Origin of the sequence: Corynebacterium sp. HMSC072D12, assembly GCF_001813925.1 — a bacterium.
In the GTDB taxonomy this organism is placed as follows: Bacteria; Actinomycetota; Actinomycetes; order Mycobacteriales; family Mycobacteriaceae; genus Corynebacterium; species Corynebacterium aurimucosum.
The window spans coordinates 10,466-25,986 of the sequence record NZ_KV814386.1 but is presented as its reverse complement, the minus strand read 5'-3'; the positions used below and the strand labels follow the sequence as shown (position 1 = coordinate 25,986).

Annotated in this window: 22 protein-coding genes and 1 tRNA gene; 8 read left to right on the top strand and 15 right to left on the bottom strand. The window is 57.2% G+C overall.

Translation table 11 applies throughout. The features are described from left to right. Nucleotides 1-674 precede the first annotated feature (674 nt). Together HMPREF2943_RS03015 and HMPREF2943_RS12345 are read right to left on the bottom strand one after the other, a co-directional pair. Nucleotides 675-1,295 carry a MerR family transcriptional regulator gene (locus HMPREF2943_RS03015; RefSeq protein WP_070710764.1) on the bottom strand — a complete coding sequence of 207 codons (621 nt, stop codon included), beginning with the start codon at nt 1,293-1,295 and terminating at the stop codon, nt 675-677. Beyond that, entirely contained in the window at nt 1,288-2,529 is a 1,242-nt protein-coding gene (locus tag HMPREF2943_RS12345; protein ID WP_141756080.1) for a hypothetical protein, read from the bottom strand. Before HMPREF2943_RS12345 ends, HMPREF2943_RS03015 begins: the two co-directional genes overlap by 8 nt. 131 nt (nt 2,530-2,660) lie before the next feature. Here HMPREF2943_RS12345 and HMPREF2943_RS12465 point away from each other — a divergent pair, with 131 nt between their 5' ends. After that, entirely contained in the window at nt 2,661-2,879 is a 219-nt protein-coding gene (locus HMPREF2943_RS12465) for a hypothetical protein (RefSeq protein ID WP_070710763.1), read from the top strand. A gap of 269 nt (nt 2,880-3,148) precedes the next feature. On the opposite strand, the gene HMPREF2943_RS03005 is transcribed toward HMPREF2943_RS12465, so the two are convergent. The 8 genes from HMPREF2943_RS03005 to HMPREF2943_RS02970 all read right to left on the bottom strand — a co-directional run bounded on the left by HMPREF2943_RS03005 (nt 3,149) and on the right by HMPREF2943_RS02970 (nt 6,550). Next, complete coding sequence (locus HMPREF2943_RS03005; protein ID WP_070710762.1) at nt 3,149-3,364, bottom strand: hypothetical protein; 216 nt, start codon at nt 3,362-3,364, stop codon at nt 3,149-3,151. Beyond that, complete coding sequence (locus tag HMPREF2943_RS03000) at nt 3,361-3,561, bottom strand: hypothetical protein (protein ID WP_070710761.1); 201 nt, start codon at nt 3,559-3,561, stop codon at nt 3,361-3,363. The genes HMPREF2943_RS03005 and HMPREF2943_RS03000 overlap by 4 nt, the downstream gene beginning before the upstream one ends. A 451-nt stretch (nt 3,562-4,012) precedes the next feature. Continuing rightward, nucleotides 4,013-4,792: a hypothetical protein gene (locus tag HMPREF2943_RS02995; protein ID WP_070710760.1), complete on the bottom strand. Its 780-nt coding sequence runs from the start codon at nt 4,790-4,792 to the stop codon at nt 4,013-4,015. A 156-nt stretch (nt 4,793-4,948) separates the two neighbouring features. After that, nucleotides 4,949-5,152 (bottom strand): hypothetical protein, encoded by a 204-nt coding sequence (locus HMPREF2943_RS02990; RefSeq protein ID WP_070710759.1) that lies wholly within the window; start codon nt 5,150-5,152, stop codon nt 4,949-4,951. 103 nt (nt 5,153-5,255) lie between these two features. Then, nucleotides 5,256-5,501 carry a hypothetical protein gene (locus HMPREF2943_RS02985; RefSeq protein ID WP_070710758.1) on the bottom strand — a complete coding sequence of 82 codons (246 nt, stop codon included), beginning with the start codon at nt 5,499-5,501 and terminating at the stop codon, nt 5,256-5,258. 2 nt (nt 5,502-5,503) lie between these two features. After that, complete coding sequence (locus tag HMPREF2943_RS02980; RefSeq protein WP_070710757.1) at nt 5,504-6,166, bottom strand: hypothetical protein; 663 nt, start codon at nt 6,164-6,166, stop codon at nt 5,504-5,506. Nucleotides 6,167-6,168: 2 nt separating this feature from the next. After that, complete coding sequence (locus HMPREF2943_RS02975) at nt 6,169-6,375, bottom strand: helix-turn-helix domain-containing protein (protein WP_066513185.1); 207 nt, start codon at nt 6,373-6,375, stop codon at nt 6,169-6,171. After that, nucleotides 6,368-6,550: a hypothetical protein gene (locus HMPREF2943_RS02970; RefSeq protein ID WP_141756078.1), complete on the bottom strand. Its 183-nt coding sequence runs from the start codon at nt 6,548-6,550 to the stop codon at nt 6,368-6,370. Before HMPREF2943_RS02970 ends, HMPREF2943_RS02975 begins: the two co-directional genes overlap by 8 nt. Nucleotides 6,551-6,708: 158 nt before the next feature. On the opposite strand from HMPREF2943_RS02970, the gene HMPREF2943_RS02965 reads away from it, so the two are divergent. Further along, nucleotides 6,709-7,044, top strand: a complete 336-nt coding sequence (locus HMPREF2943_RS02965; RefSeq protein WP_070710755.1) for a hypothetical protein — start codon at nt 6,709-6,711, stop codon at nt 7,042-7,044. Nucleotides 7,045-7,200: 156 nt separating this feature from the next. Here HMPREF2943_RS02965 and HMPREF2943_RS02960 read toward each other — a convergent pair whose 3' ends face one another. Both HMPREF2943_RS02960 and HMPREF2943_RS02955 read right to left on the bottom strand, forming a co-directional pair. Then, nucleotides 7,201-7,524 carry a hypothetical protein gene (locus tag HMPREF2943_RS02960; RefSeq protein ID WP_141756077.1) on the bottom strand — a complete coding sequence of 108 codons (324 nt, stop codon included), beginning with the start codon at nt 7,522-7,524 and terminating at the stop codon, nt 7,201-7,203. Then, nucleotides 7,521-7,853, bottom strand: a complete 333-nt coding sequence (locus HMPREF2943_RS02955; RefSeq protein WP_070710753.1) for a hypothetical protein — start codon at nt 7,851-7,853, stop codon at nt 7,521-7,523. The genes HMPREF2943_RS02960 and HMPREF2943_RS02955 overlap by 4 nt, the downstream gene beginning before the upstream one ends. Nucleotides 7,854-7,999: 146 nt before the next feature. On the opposite strand from HMPREF2943_RS02955, the gene HMPREF2943_RS02950 reads away from it, so the two are divergent. After that, complete coding sequence (locus HMPREF2943_RS02950; protein WP_141756076.1) at nt 8,000-8,341, top strand: hypothetical protein; 342 nt, start codon at nt 8,000-8,002, stop codon at nt 8,339-8,341. Between the two features lie 173 nt (nt 8,342-8,514). On the opposite strand, the gene HMPREF2943_RS02945 is transcribed toward HMPREF2943_RS02950, so the two are convergent. Next, nucleotides 8,515-8,754 carry a helix-turn-helix domain-containing protein gene (locus HMPREF2943_RS02945; protein ID WP_066513194.1) on the bottom strand — a complete coding sequence of 80 codons (240 nt, stop codon included), beginning with the start codon at nt 8,752-8,754 and terminating at the stop codon, nt 8,515-8,517. A 151-nt stretch (nt 8,755-8,905) separates the two neighbouring features. Between HMPREF2943_RS02945 and HMPREF2943_RS02940 the strand changes: the two genes are divergently transcribed. From HMPREF2943_RS02940 to HMPREF2943_RS12460, 5 genes are all read left to right on the top strand, one after another. Continuing rightward, a complete protein-coding gene (locus HMPREF2943_RS02940) occupies nt 8,906-9,403 on the top strand; it encodes a hypothetical protein (protein WP_083315639.1) in 498 nt (165 codons plus the stop codon). A gap of 21 nt (nt 9,404-9,424) precedes the next feature. Next, nucleotides 9,425-9,844, top strand: coding sequence for an ImmA/IrrE family metallo-endopeptidase (locus HMPREF2943_RS02935; protein ID WP_070710750.1), 420 nt, complete (start codon nt 9,425-9,427; stop codon nt 9,842-9,844). Between the two features lie 105 nt (nt 9,845-9,949). Next, the gene (gene rhuM / locus HMPREF2943_RS02930) at nt 9,950-11,002 is read left to right on the top strand and encodes a RhuM family protein (protein WP_070710749.1); all 1,053 of its coding nucleotides are present in this window, start codon (nt 9,950-9,952) and stop codon (nt 11,000-11,002) included. 114 nt (nt 11,003-11,116) lie between these two features. After that, nucleotides 11,117-12,343, top strand: a complete 1,227-nt coding sequence (locus HMPREF2943_RS02925; RefSeq protein WP_070710748.1) for a tyrosine-type recombinase/integrase — start codon at nt 11,117-11,119, stop codon at nt 12,341-12,343. Nucleotides 12,344-12,655: 312 nt separating this feature from the next. Beyond that, complete coding sequence (locus HMPREF2943_RS12460; protein ID WP_168166176.1) at nt 12,656-12,802, top strand: hypothetical protein; 147 nt, start codon at nt 12,656-12,658, stop codon at nt 12,800-12,802. 575 nt (nt 12,803-13,377) lie between these two features. Here HMPREF2943_RS12460 and HMPREF2943_RS02920 read toward each other — a convergent pair. Continuing rightward, a tRNA-Arg gene (locus HMPREF2943_RS02920) sits at nt 13,378-13,453 on the bottom strand. A 226-nt stretch (nt 13,454-13,679) separates the two neighbouring features. Further along, nucleotides 13,680-15,254 carry an SLC13 family permease gene (locus HMPREF2943_RS02915; protein WP_070444291.1) on the bottom strand — a complete coding sequence of 525 codons (1,575 nt, stop codon included), beginning with the start codon at nt 15,252-15,254 and terminating at the stop codon, nt 13,680-13,682. Between the last annotated feature and the right edge of the window lie 267 nt (nt 15,255-15,521).

The following is a 15,521-nucleotide window of genomic DNA, read 5'->3' as shown; positions in this document are numbered from 1 at the left end:
TTGGTAAGTCTCGAGCGCCTTATTGGTGGAGGCAGCAGCAAAAACACCAGCTAAACCCTGTGGTTTGGCATGTACCCCACCAGTCCCGGTCTGTAGTTCTGGGTAACGCTCTGGATGGCGCTGAACACGTTTTTTGCACCTATCCGAGCACCATTTCGTCTGCCGCCCTCTCAGAGGTGTGCGGCAGGCAACGCAAAATCTCACGATTCACCCCCTCGATTACGCTAAAGTCCCAGTTAAACCCTATTTTTCGGAGGGGGATCGCAGCATGGCAGCCCTCCTCGCGAGCCTGGCGCGCCGAGGGTTTCCTCCCCAGGTCTTACCACGCGCGCACATGCTGGTTCTTCTTCGGCGCACGCCGCGAACCTTTAGCGCCAGCTGATTTGTTGCACCCTAGATGCATCGGCTGCAGACTTCCTAGATTGGAGCCACCCGCAGCCACTGGAACAATGTGATCAGCCGATGGGCTCATTGGGTGCGGCGCCTTCATCGTCTTATCAATCGGCAGGCCACACCACGCACACACCAGTTCATCTTGAGCTAGCAGGCGTGCACGCTTCCTGCGGTAGGCCCTATCACCGGTACGCGACACTACGCACCCCCTTTGTGCCCGAGCACAACAAAAGGCACCCGAACTATTCCAGTCCGAGCGCCCAACTCTTACAAGCGTAAGCTTAGCACCCTGGGTGGGCCACGTAAACACTTTTCCCTGACCTGCACAAACCAAGCACATCTGACAGGCGTACAAGCATGCGACCATCCGGTGTTATCTCAGCGGTAATCCTGCCATCCGCTACTGCCCGCCGAATCGACGCGCGGGAAACAGGCCTACCCAACAACGCTGACCATGCTGCGATCTGACGAGCTGTCCCAAACTCCAACGGCTCCGGATCACCCACACCCGCAGGCGGCGACACCACATCCGAGACCACACGAGCAACCGCGATGACCTCCTCAGCACAACGCTGACCCCACGCCACCTGCTCTAGCCACGGCAAGCGATGACGCAACCACTCCGCGCGCTGAGCTAACGACGCCTCGGCCGGAAGCGAACCGCACTCAGGCACAGCACGAACCAGACACCCGCACCAATAGCCCAGCACCTCCAAAGCATTCAGCTTCAAATCAAGCAGCGGCAAAGACACCGGCGGCCTAGACTCCCGCCTCGACGGAGGCTTACCCGCGTTCTCCCCGCTCGACGGTTGACGCGGCTCCATAAGCTCATCAAGGCCAGGACCATCCAACGCCAGACGCACCAAGGCACGACCACAAGCATCCATCAAGTAATCATCCATCCACTGACCTCCTTCTTCTTCCACCTCGAGAACCTCTACGGCGACGTTTGACAGACTCGTGCCCTGCCCTAACCGGCCCTACCCGACCCGTCCCGTCCCTACCCGACCCGACGATCCCAGGCGCGTCACCCGAGCGTCCTGGATCGCGACCCAGGTTTTTAGGTGGATCGTCATCTGCAGCGGGCGAGCCGGCCATTGAGGCGCTCAAGCCTGTTGCGGATTGGGGACCAGTAGTCGCGCTCTCCGGTGTCATGGTCTGCGCTCCTGCAACCGATGAGCCGGCCGTTGAGGCGCTCGAACCGGTTGAGTGTGCTGCAGTGCGCATGATGCGCTCCATTTCTTCCGGGCTCGCGGTGACCCACTCGGGAATCTCATCATCGAGAGGGGCCCGCGCTCCTGCAACCGATGAGCCGGCCGTTGAGGCGCTCGAACCGGTTGAGTGTGCTGCAGTAGCCGCCTCGTCGTTGTTCTCCTGGACGTCGGCCGGCGCTCCGGAATCAAGGTGTGCTGCTGATAAGGCGCTGCCTTGACCGTCTGCGTCCTGGCTGATGTCGAGGGGCAATTGTGGGGCGGATAGCTCGATGCGGATTCCGTGGTCGATACACCACTGGTCCTTGTTGACGAAGTCGACGGTTTTCTGGCTATAGATTGGGTTTTCGGGCTCTGGTTTAAGGTGTAGTTCTTCGCCGTTTCCGCGGCGGGAATTACACGTCTTGCAGGAGACCACGAGAGTGTCGACGGTCGAGTTCTTGTGCTTTGTTAGTGAATCGTAGGTGGCGGCTCTCTTTCCGCGCCTGTTGGACCAGGACACTGATTTGGCGCACCAGCGACAGACATCTCCATCGCGGACACGCACCTGGGCAAGTAGGCCCGGGGTGCGTTTGTCTTTGGCGCGGTTTCGGTCTTGTTCGACTTCCTCCCGGCGGCGCATATGAACGAATTCCTCATCATTGAGGACAAGGCGGATGACGTAGCGGTCATCGAGTTTGGTTTCTTCTGCGATGCCGGCGGTTTTCAGAGCATCGAGGACTGCACGCTCGCGGCCTGGTGCGACTTGGGCAAGTGAGCCCATTTCAACAATGCCGTCAGTCAGGTGAGCAGCAGAGCCCGCAGCAATCTGGGCAAGTACTCCGAAAGCTTCGTTTTTCTGTTGATGGTCTAGCCCGGTAGCCACAAGAAGCCTCGACATCATGGGGTGCGTGACGATGTTGTCACCGATGCGCAACCATGCCATGGTGTGGTTCTCCTTTCTGTGGCTCTTGGGGTCGTGGTGGGCTAAGGCGGTGGTCTCGGCGGGCTAATAGGTGGCCTGTCCTTTCACGTAATGGCTGCTTATGCGGCAACGAGGGCATCAGTAAGGCGACGATGAACAGTTTTGACGGTGAGCCCGAGCTTATTGGCCAGCAAGGCGTGTACTTTGTCCTCGGCGTATCCAAATCCCCGGAAAAAGCGGTACTCCTCAAGAAGATATTGGCTTTCCGCGCGGTAATGCTCATCGCGGGCTATCATCGAGCACTCTTTACAGTGCTTGGCGCTGCGCTTGGCCAAGGGCTCTTTGCACCGGGCGCAAAACGAAGCCGGTAGCTCATGAGCTGCGCAGTGCTTGACGTAGCACGCACGGCAGCGAGCCTGACCGCGGCGAATCGGTGTTGCACAGTCCGCACAGTGGTTCTCGGTGGCCCGAAGATAGCCTACATAGCAGTCACGACAACGGGTTTTGCCTGACCCTAAGGATTTTCCGCAATCAGCACAGATGTTCTTCCTACAGGCATGGCGGTACGCATCCGCGCAGGCACGACAGCGAACAGCGCGGCGACTCGACAGCTCTTTTCCGCAGTCTTTACACGTATTTTTCATGCTGACAGCCCTCCAATCTCCATCAACGGGCACCACTGTGGCACCGCGGAAGATTTCGCGCCCGCGGTGTGGTGATGTGCCGCTAGGAGGCGCAGAAGACGGTTCAGTGCCCGCGCCGCGTGCTTTTCAGCCCGCTTATGCGGGTCTTCTTCGTAGTCGAAGATGGCGGTAACGATCTCAGTCTCGGCTCGCTGCCGGAGTTCTTGGTTCATTCGTAGCTCTTTTCGATAGTGCAGCCTGCAGCACGGCGGGCAGCGGCATAATCCTCAGCCTGCTGCTCAGCGGTGCGGCTAGTAGTAATGAGCTGGTTGGTGGTGCCGACAACACTGGTAATGACAGTGTCACGGAAAGTGCGGGTTACTCGTGTCCCGTCCGGGGAAATCGCAGTAACTGACCTGGTTGATGACATTAGGCCTCCTTAAAGAACGTAGAAAAGCGGTTGGGGCGTCTCGTGCGGGAGAGAGACGGATAGCACTCACGGCACAACCCCTCCCCTAGATGATCTCGGGAGGACTGCAGGCTCTGGTTCTTCCAGGTGCGCATCGCTACAAGCTTGCAGCCACAGCCAAGGCAGGTGGACTGCCATTGAACGTTTTGCCTCGGTGTGACGTCACAGTAACGAGCAGCAACTACCCCGTCGATGAAGACACCGGCAGTCTCGTGCCTGGCAAGGCGGTCCTCGCACCAATCAAGGGCAGGGCAGCCAAGACACAGAATGCGGGCGTGGTGCACGCGCACTGTGCGGTCTTTTGGCATCTCACGCGGCGGAGTCTCCCACACATTGGGATGACCAGGCCTCGCGCGATGCTCAGGCCTCCTGCACACATGGCGAACATCTGGTGTTGCCGGTTCCAACAGGCTCACGCGACCCCCTGCGGTGGTCGAGCAGTCACCAGACGGGTCCCAGCACTAGAGCCAGTTGCTTCCTCTGCGTCAAGCTCCGGCGAAGGAGTTTCGCCCGGCTTAGCATCAAGCTTGCCGTCGCGATCATCATCGTGCATGACAGTCGAGAGCACGCGCAGGTCCCCGGCGTACGTCAACGCCTTGGTAGTTACCCACTTATCCTGCGTGGCCAGGAAGTGAACATCCGGGTGCTTCTTGAGGATGGTGCAGGCAGAGAAGATATTCTTCATCATCACCGGCTCCAAGACTCCGGAAGTCACACGTTGCCTGTCTTCGTGAGCAGTGATGACTTTGGCAATCGAGGGTGCTACTTCAAGCTCACCTCGGGGTACCTGATGCCGGTAGAGATGCAAGTCCAGGCCCGTCGCGTCGTAGAAAAAAGCGCGGAAATCAGTGAGCTCAATTGCAAGAATCGGCTGGTCCTCTAAGTCAACGTCCTTCACAGAACGGAAAGGAAAGAGCATCCTCAACTCTTTGACCTGTGCGCCAGTTAATTCAATGCAGGCATCTTCATCAGTGCTTAACTTGATCCAACTTGCCTCAACGGTCACCGCCGCAAGCTGGCCAACTGTCATGGCAGTCACGACAACATGATTGCGCTCAGGGACGAACTCTATGCGGATTTTCGGGTTATCTTTATCCGTGAAAACTGCTGCAGCACGGATAGCGTTAATGAATCCCCATAGGTAGACCACAGCAGTACTGCGCGGCTGCCCCACAGTGGTTAATCCTGCCATTATTTGCTCCTTTCGGTTATCTCAAGTTCCATTTGCCCAGGGATTTGGCCAAGCTTCTGCGGTGTTTCAATCCAGCGATGAAGCTGAATCTTGCGCTGTGGATCCAGGCGCTCCCACCACACCTCGGCGTCTTCAAGGTCACGAGCCCCCATGCGGCTACTTCTTGTCTTTAGCGCGATTAATGCGCTTGAGGATGCTGGCAGGTAACTCTGTATCTGGGCGCTGCGCCGAGCATTTAGCCGCGTGAGCAATCCACAGCTTGATACCGCGGGCGGCGACCTCTTCGGCGTCATACTGCCCCAGCTGAACCGCGACAGTAACGCGCTTGCCGGACTGGTAATCCGTTGTATGGCGCAGCATGATGCGTCCATTCGGATCAGTGCCCGGTTCAAGTGCAAGCCGCTTTCTAGCCGGAGTCCACACCCACTTGATGCGATCCCCACACTCAGGACAACGCGGATCCTTAGTCGACACCGGCCCCGCCAATCCCCATCTCGACGTCACCGAACGGGTCTAACCAGCGCGCAGACATAGAGTCCTCCACCGCGCGTTTCTCCCGCTCCTCCAGAACAACCTCCACAACGGTGAGGTCACGGTCAAGGTCGGAAACAACCTCCTGGAGCTGGCAGACAGTCTGTTTCAGGATCATTACGCAAATGATGGTGAAGACAAGGGCAATGCCGTAAACAGTGATAGTTAAGGTAGTCATAATTACTTCTCCGATTCCTTAGTGGTGTTTTTAGAAAGCAGCTTCCAAGCCGCAGTAACTGAGCGGTACGCCTTTTCGTCGTCCCCGCTTTCCCAATGCATTGATGCGCGCCGCAAGTGGTTCGACGAGGTCGTGATACATCCCTTCAGGCGCTCCACGGTCTGGCGAAGCTTGTCACGCTCCGCCAGAACACCGTGACTGCCCAGCTGATTAGCGGTTCCCTCAGCTTTTCCAGCCGCATCACGCGACTGGCTCGCAGACTGCGCAGTCTTGGCTAGCTGAGCCCTATACTCCTCACAGCGCTTAATCGTCTCGGCGAGCTTGTCCTGGAGCTCATCAACCTCATTCGATTTGCGCGCCGTTGCCCTGCGCGCATCAGCCAGAGCTTTCTCCGAATAATCAAGGTTCTTATTCAGCCGGGCCAGCTCAGCTTTAGCCCGAGCAGAGTCATCAGCAGTAGATTCAAGACACTGCGCCAGCTTGCTCTCCAACTCCGCAACACGGCCCTTACAAGCGGCATAATCCTTCCTCAACTGCTCAACCTCTTCGAGGTCCGCAGGCTCAGCCTCGCGCTCAGCCAACGCATACTCAGCCTCAATAAGCTTGAGATACAACTGGCCAATGACAATCTCAACGCCCTGCGGAACTATGTGCTTAATCTCCATGGCTAGGCCACCTCCTGCATAAACCGGTCAAGCTCAGAAATCGGGATGAAAATCTTCAACCCCTTCTGATTGGCCTTATGAGTTGGCCGGCGCCGACAGCGGATAAGCCCCTGGCGGCAGAACTTACGAACAGACCACTCTGAGTAGCCGACATACTTCGCAAACTCAGCCACGGTCAGCAGCCTTTCAGGCTCTGGAATCTTAGACATGAACAGCCTCCTCCTGGGCTGGGTGGCGAAAATAGTCGCCGATGAGAGTGGTGATAGTACGGTGCAGTGGCACGTTGGGCGGCAGCTCAAGGCCGCTGTGCTTGCCGACGACGACCAGGGCGCCGTCCTCAAGACGAGCAATCCACGTACAACCGTTGGCAGTGACCTGCCACATGTTTGGGCCAATAGTGCATACCCGCCTGATAAGCTGGGTTAAGGCTCCGGGGCACATCCGGGGCTCCTTTCGTTTTGTGCTGATTTTCCACTGCTGTGGGGTTAACAATGTGGTTCACTTTCTTCAGGGCTGCTGCCCTGGAAAGTGAGGTGATTTAAATGTTGAAGTTCGAGCACATAACCGGATTGAATGTTGAGGGTGTCGCCCCGGCCGAAGATCTGATTGATTCCATTCGGGAAGCTCTTGCTGAGGGCGGCGACCCGGCACCCGGGTTAGCTCTTGCGCTGGTTAAGGCGATTGCCGAGTTGGAGACGGCGAAGAAGTCGATTGCCGACCTGGAAGAGCGGATGGAGTCGACGCAGCTCTACGTCATTGGCCTTGAGACGCGCCTCGTTGAGAGCGGCCTCCGCTTCGGCGACCCGGCTGCGATCATCAATCCGAGTGCCACGCCCGACGGCGAGTCCCTTAACCCCAGCGGTGACCTCTCGAAGTAGGTCATCAATTTCTTTCGCGGTGTAGTACCTCTTGCCCGGAAGATTCACGGTCACCTCCGGCGTGCCAGCGCCAGGGGTTTCTTCGTGGTTACTCATAGTTTTTCCTCTCTTGATTCCCTCCTGCGGTATCCCCTGCCACAGGAGAGTTTCTTTCCGTTACGGCACCAGAAGGGCCTGTTCCAACACAGCCTTCTGGGCCGCGGTCAAGCTCATACAACTCGACATAACCAGCGATGCGAAGGCCTCAGACGGCACTTCACGCGCTGTCCGATATCCCTGTCCGTAAATGCCGTCAATGATCATTTCGGTGAAGCATTCCGCCTGGTCTTGCCAGCCCGGCTCGAAACCAAACTCAGTGCGACAACGCACATCAATACCGGCGCGCATCATGTCCCGGATCGAGCGCGACTGCAGTTCCTCCCAACTCAATGCATCCATCTTGTGGGCTCCTTTTCTTTCTTCGTGCATGTGTTTCTTCATGACTTGCCGAACTTTGTTCTTGGCATCTGCCGCAAAGTTGTTATCTGGAAGTGGAACTTTGTTTTTCCGTGCCTGGTCGCGTCTCTAAGTGCGGCGAGCAGATTAGACCCGAGAGCCATGCTCTTGCCGCCGAGGTTCATTCCTTCAAGGCTGTCGACGGCATGGATGTCGATATTGAATTTGTCGATCAACTGGTTGAGCTCATGGATGAACTCAATTGCTTTTTGGTTCTCGATGCTGATGACGAATTCATCGCTAACCTTGCGCAGGCTTGCGGTGCTTTCTCCGAAGTCGTCAGGCGCCCTATCGTTGACTCTCATCCAGGGCATTAGCGTTCCCCTTCGTCAATGTTCCGATGCCCGTCTCGCTTAACCAGCGGGCTTCTAGGGCTCCCAGCCGATGCCGCGAGCTTGTGCTGGGCAATGAGCTTCTTGATTTTCCGGCGGCGTTTCCAACGTCGAAGTACGCTTCTAACATGAGCGAAACGTGGACGCTTTATGTAGATGGTCACCTGCGCAAGATGCTCGACTGGGCTTACCCCTTCGTCCTGGCCTGCTGGCGCCAGGTCAAAAAAGATGGTGTACCTTTCGAGCTGCGGGTGGAGCATGCTGAGCCGTTGTGGCTGGACGTCGAATCGAATGTTGACTTCCTCATACCGGAGGGCCATGAGTCCGACTTCACCGAGACACTTAACGAGTCCGAATACGAGGAGTTTATGAAGTTTTTCGACTCCGGTAAGAAGCACGTCTACAGGCTCGTTGACGTCGAGTCGAATGACATTTACTTCCCCAGAGCGCAAGACGTTAAGGGTCGCTAAATGGGGCTTACCCTCTATCCAGAATCGGACAGTGCGGTGAATGGTTTCCCCAACGTCTCGGGTTGGAATCGGCATCCTCCGCCGGTGCAGCAGTTGGCGATTATCCGCGGCTCGCCTGGCCTCATAATCAATGGTCATGATTGTTCTTCCTTGCTTTCCGACGCCCGGCGCGCCTAGGCGGCGGGTTCTTCTGTCGGTTCTTCAGCTATGGCTTGGACTGCAGATTTAATGTCGGTAACTCCCGCTGCCTCCATGAGCTTGATCGCAGTTGCCAACTTGACGTCAAAACCGCGTCGAACGCGGCTTACCGTTCCAAGAGAGATGCCCACCGAAGCCGCAACCGCTTCATCTGAACTAACTCCCCGCGCTTCCCGAATCTGGTCGATTAGTGCTGGTTTGATGCGGTACTCCATACCCAGCTCCTTTCTGTGCAATTTGCTTACAAATCCCATTATGCACACACAAAGCAGAATGCACAACTCGTTTTGCACAATCCGTTATTACCCCAGTTAATTACATGTCTGCATATTGCAATCAGTTAACGCATTGTGCATAATGGGTTGCATGAGCAATCACATCAGTTGGTATAAATCGCTGGTTGGATCCGATACTGAAAAAGCGGCGTCCGACCGCGCCGGCATCACAACCAGCACCCTCAACCGTCAGCTGGCCAAAGGACACCTATCAGAAGGAAATGTCATTGCCATTGCACGCGCATACGGAGCAAACCCCGTCGATGCACTGGCAAGAACCGGATACATCACAGCCGAAGAAGCCGCTGGCAATGGCCGGGAAATAGCTGAGCTGCTTTCAGACCAGGAACTCATACGGGCCCTGGCACTACGCATCAATCCGGATGAAGAAATCTGGTCGCAAGCATTTGGAACGGTTGTAAACGAAACATCGAAGGCCGCCTCCCCAGCCGAAAAAGCTGATGTCCAGGCAGACGTTTACGATTTGGACAGCCGCTCTCACGACGACCTGATTGAACGAATCAACGCTGGAATTGAACCGGTAGCCGCGCAGGAAGCGACGGAGCCGCTAGAGGAACACCATCCGTAGAAAGTCAGAAAGGAGCGCCCGATGTCCCCCATCGAGGAGCGTCTACACGACCTGCTCGACCAGGCCGGCGTGGAGCTGGTAGAAACAGGCAGACTCGACGTCCGCTACAACGCCTGCTACCACCACGCCACCGGCACAATCATCGTGCGCAGCGGACTAGACCCCGCCACCCGCATCTGCGCCATCGGCCACGAGCTTGGCCACGCCGCCAACGGTGATGATTGCTCCACCGCGCGGGCCGAACGCCTCGCAGATGAATGGGCCGCGCGAAACCTCATCGACATCGACCTCGTCGAAGACGCCGCCGCAGACAACGGCGGAGCACCAAGCGCCATCGCCGCCGAGCTAGGCGTCACGCCGCGGCTCCTGACCATCTGGATGCAACTCTACGAAGCCGGCCGAATCCCAACCCACAGCCCATACAGCTGCATGATTCTCTAAGTCCGAATCACCCCCCAAGTAACCAACTAATACCCCTCGCCTAGAGGTAAATAACCTTTACAACTGCCAGGTCAAACAGCATAAGCAATTCGAGTAAGGACGACTATGGATAACCAGCAATTAGAGCCTATTTATAACGGCTCAAATGAGTTTGTCATGTATTCCACCGAAGACGGGAAAACGGAAATTCACCTCCGCGTCGTCGATGGAACCGTTTGGATGACCCAAGCTGAAATGTCGGAACTTTTCGCAGTCTCACGTTCAAGCATTAGCGAACATATAAAAGCCATCATTAACTCTGGCGAGCTACAGCGCAAAGAGGTTGTTCGGAAATTCCGAAAGGTACAAGGTCAAGGCGTACAGGGACGTTCCCTTGACCACTACAATCTCGACGCCGTTATGGCCGTGGGCTATCGAGTTCGGGGTCCGCGCGGCATACAATTCAGAGCATGGGCAACCCTGGTCCTCAAAGAGTACCTCGTCAAGGGCTTCGCCCTGAATGATGAGAAGTTGAAAGATCCACGTGGCAAGGACTATTTCTCCGAGCTGCTCGAACGGATTCGCGATATCCGCTCGTCCGAGGCTCGGCTCTATCTTGAGCTTCGCAATATCATCGCGCTGGCTGACGACTACGACAAGAAAGATCCACGAAATGTTCGGATCTTCGCGAACATTCAAGACCGCCTGCTCGCAGCAGTCACTGGACTCACGGCTGCGGAAATCATCTCTACGCGAAGTGACCCCCAAGCTGACAATATGGGATTGACGACCTGGAGAGGTAAGAAGGTCGGAAAGAGTGACGTACGCACAGCCAAGAACTACCTACATGACAACGAAATACGAGAACTCAATCTCCTCGTTTCAAGCTACTTGGAATACGCCCAGCTTCAGGCGGAACGAAGGCGCGTTATCCATGTCCAAGACTGGGTCGACCGCACCGCAGGTTTCATTTCCTTCAACGGATACGATGACCTTCTCGACCACGGACGTATTACACGTAAACGAGCGAACGAACTTGCCGACAAACGTTATGAACTTTTCAATGCAGGTCGAAAAGCCAAGGAACTCGACGAACTCGAGACGCAATACTTCGACGAACTCACCAAGACGCAACAAGTCCTGGAAGCCGATAGGGATCGGCTGACCCCAAGAAAGTAACTAGAAAAGCCCCTCCCCCGGCAAGTTTGGCGACGCGACGGGAGAGAGGCCCCAGACAGGTGAACTCTTACAACTTTCGAAAGAGCTCGCCCTGACAAGAAAGAAGTGTATCCCATGGCCTACGTTGTAGACCTCTGGACAAAGAAGAACCCCGATAAAAGCCCCGGCGCGCCGAAGAAGATTCCGAGTGCCCGGTGGGGCGTTGGCCGGCGCTGGCAGGTGCGCTGGCAAGAAGGCGGTGAGTGGGTCTCGGAGACGTTCGTGTCCCAGGACGCTGCCGAGTTGCACCGCTCGCGCGTCGAGGTGGGCCAGGACGAAGGGACGTGGATCTCCAAGGAGAAGAAAGCGATCACCTTCGGGGACCTATGGGAGCCTTGGTACGCCTCAAAGGCTGGCATTTCGGAGAAGACACGGCGTGACTATCTGTCGGTGTGGGAAACCCACGTACGGCCGACGTGGGGTGAGCAGGCGTGCGCTACGGTGCAGCGCTCGATGGTGACGTCATGGATTGCCACGTTGGTGAATACGAAGACCGTCAAGGAGGGCCGGGAGCCGCGGCCGCTCGGGGATGCGCAGAAGTACAAAGTCGGCGTGGTCATGCGTGGACTCATGGACTTGGCCAAGGAGCGCGGCGCAGTAGCGTCGAACCCTTTGGAGAAGGCCGTGGCCAAGAAGCCGGGAGCTTCGGAGCGCCGGTATCTCAAGGTTCACGAGGTGGACGCGCTCGTGGATGCGGCGCCGACGGATGCCGCGCGCCTGTTGCTGCGGGTGCTCGTCATGACGGGCCTGCGGCCAGGCGAGGCGAAGGCGTTGAAGGTCAAGGACCTGGACTACAACCGCGCGCGGCTGATGATTCGCCGTGACGTCGACGATTTAGGGCGCGTGGATGCGACCAAGACGCGCAAGCATCGTGACGTGCCCATTGGAGGCACATTGCTGCGCGAGCTCATGGCCAACGCCGAAGGTAAGTCACCTGAGTCATGGCTCGTTCCCGACGAGCGTGGCCACGTGTGGACTACCGCGCGCTGGAGGACTGTCTGGTTCAACATGCTCCAGTACACCGGCATCAAGGGCCTAGACACCTACGAGCTGCGGCACACCGCGGCCTCGTTGGCTATCGCGGCGGGTGCAGACGTGAAGACGGTTCAACTCATGCTTGGCCACGCCTCGGCCGCCATGACCCTGGATACCTACGCGCACCTGTGGGAGGAAGGCCTCGACGCGATTCCTGACGCTATCGAGTCAAAGATGGCCACGGAGCGAGAATCCAGAGCGATTAGCCAGCGAATGGCAGACGCCTCCGAAGCTGAGCGTCGACGTTCGATGTTCCGCATCGTGTAGCCCGGCGCGCAATAGGGTTATAGGGCAAACTACCTGAAAATTCCCCTATGCCCAGTTGCCACATAGCGTCCTAGCGCGCTATAATAATGGTACAACTTAAGAGAGGAGGTGATTGCGTTGAGCGAAATCGTCCAGATTATCGCCGCTGTTACAGCGTCGGTAGTCGCGATTAGCGCCGAAGCCCGGAAGTGGTACACCACCATCAAGGACTCCAAGGAGCGCAAGAAGTAAGACCCCGGGTTCGAAATGCGCTAATCATTCCGAACCCGGGGCTTACCCCCAACATTCTCCACGACAACGAAAGGAAAGGCAATGAGCCCCATTGAATCTGCCGCCGTCTACGTACTCGGCGCCATCGTGCTCTACGCACTTACTGGCTTTGGGTGGCTTCTGGCACTGGGCGGCGGTCTCGCACTGTCCGCTGTCGCGCGCCACGTCTACTCCGAGGAACACGCATGATCCCCATCATTACCGACCGCGAGACGGGCCGTGAGCTATGGAGGGTCAAAGAGTGCGCCGAACATTGTGGCATTAAGCCGTCAACCTGGACGACTTACTCAGCCCAGGGGCGCACACCTACACCTGTCGGTCACTTTGATAAGCGGACACCACTCTGGGATGCCGAAGCAGTCAAAGCCTGGCACACAGCCCGGCCTGGCTCGCCAGTTAAGAATCACAAGTAAAAACGCAAAGACCCCGCCGAGACGTCAGCAATCGGCGGGGTCTTTGCGTGTGCGGATGATGTTGAGTCCTGGCGTTGGCCACAAGCCTCATGGTCATGCGCAAACCGCTCTACCCATCTCGAGGAAAGGCCGGGCCTGAGGCCAACACCTGTGACTAACACTACGGGGTACCGTGACGTCCCGCGGTTGCGGTGACAGTAATCCGTTCACACGGTGATCACATTTCGTTCACACACAGAATGAACACGACTTAATGACCTGCAACAACCTGCAACACTTGGGGAAGACCCATAAACGCGAAGAAACCCCCAGGCTACCCGGTGTTTATACCGTTTAACCTGGGGGTTTAGGTGGTGCGCCCGGAGGGATTCGAACCCCCAACCTTCTGATCCGTAGTCAGATGCTCTATCCGTTGAGCTACGGGCGCAGTCCGTTGGTAAGCAGTGCGTGTGCTCTGCTGTGCAACGAGGAATAACTATACCTACGGTCTGAAAAACTAACAAATCAGCAGTTCACGACCATTTTTTCACCTTGAGTTTCGAGCTTCCACTTTACCCACTGTTCACCTAACCGGTAGGAGCCTTGAGCTTAAAACGCACTCTGTCCCCGGCACCGAGTCATCGCTTCGGCGCCAGGGACAGAACTACCAGAAACTAGACCGCCAGGCCGAAGATGGGCACAGCCAACAGATAGACGGTCAGGGTGATGAGGAAGATGCCCAGGATGTTGAGGCCCAGACCACCCTTGATCATCTCACCAATCTTGACGTAGCCGGAGCCGTACGCGATGGCGTTCGGCGGAGTAGCAACCGGGAGCATGAACGCACAGGTTGCAGCCAGCGCCACCGGGATGGTGAGCAGCAGAACGTTGATGTCACCCTCCGCAGTCAGGCCAACACCCACGGCAACACCGCCCATGATCGGGATGAAGGTCGCGGCGGTCGCAGTGTTGGAGGTGATCTCCGTCAGGAAGAGCACGAGAGCGGCCACTGCGGCAACGATGAGAACAGTTGGTAGGACACTGAGTCCCTTGGCCATCTCACCAATCCACAGGGACAGACCGGACTTGTTGAACATGGCCGACAGCGACAGGCCACCGCCGAAGAGAAGGAGCACGTCCCAGGGCATCTCGTTGGCGGTCTCCCAGTCTAGAAGGCGAATGCGGCGCTGGTTATCCGCAGGCAGGATGAACAGCAAGATGCCGGCCGCGATGCCCACGATGGCGTCATCGTAGTTCTCGAATTCCTTGAGCACGAGCGGCAGGGTCACCCACGCCGCCGCAGCGAACAAGAAGATAATGCCCGTCATGATCTGGGGACGGGTCCAGGGGCCGAGGGCCTTAATTTCATCGTCGATAAGCTCGCGACCGCCCGGAATTTCGGTCATCTCCGGCTTGAAGACGGTGATGAGCAAAAGCCATGCGATGATCAAGAAGATTGCAGCCAGCGGCACACCAACGGCCATCCAGCGACCAAAGCCCAGGGTCACGTCCCAGGTGTCTGCCATGTAAGCATTGAGGAAGGCATTCGGCGGAGTACCAATAAGGGTTCCCAGCGAACCGATAGATGCAGAGTATGCGATACCCAGCATGAGAGCGGTGGCGAACTTCTTCTGCTTATCCCAGCCGCCGACGGTCTCCGCGGTCAGCGCCAGCACCGAGGTGCCAATCGGCAGCATGACCACAGCGGTTGCGGTGTTAGACACCCACATGGACAAGAAGCCAGTAGCGAGCATGAAGCCCAAAATCAGGCGCTTCGGCGAGGTACCAATCAACTTCACCACATACAGCGCGAGGCGGCGGTGAAGGTTCCAACGCTGCAGGGACAGTGCGATGAGGAAGCCACCCATGAACAGGAAGATGGTCGCGGACGCATACGGCGCGCCGACTTCCTTGATGGCCCCTACGCCCGCCAGCGGGAAGATGACCAAGGGCAAGAGCGCGGTAGCGGCCAGCGGGATGGCCTCCGTCATCCACCACACGCCCATGAGAATGGTCACGGCCGCCACGGCACGCAGCGCACTCTGGGTGTATTCAACATCATCCTTGGCGCCGGGTGATTGCAACACCGTGTCGACGGCGTTACTAGGGAAGAGAAACCACACAAGTGCGGCGAGGACGAGTCCGACGATAAGGCCAATGGCCATGCGCCGCCATTCGCGTGTATCGACGCCGCGGTCGTCTTCACCCTCCGTGTGTGCGGTTGAGACGTGAGTTTGCGGGGTAGTCATCTGCCCCCTCCTTTTCCTGGTTAACCAGCCCCCATTCAGTTGAGAGAGTTACTGAAATCACTGAATGGGCCTACACGTTCAGGCTATCGAGACCACAGACAGCCAACAAACACTTTCGCCTCATTACCCCCACTAAGGCCACAGATTCACCCCTGTTAGCAAAATCTTTTGCAGATTAGCTGCAAAGAATGCTCACCAATGTGTGGGCAGTCCGCAGCCAATTCCCCTCCCCCAGATCCCCAGACCTCGATCCCGCAACCTGCAGGT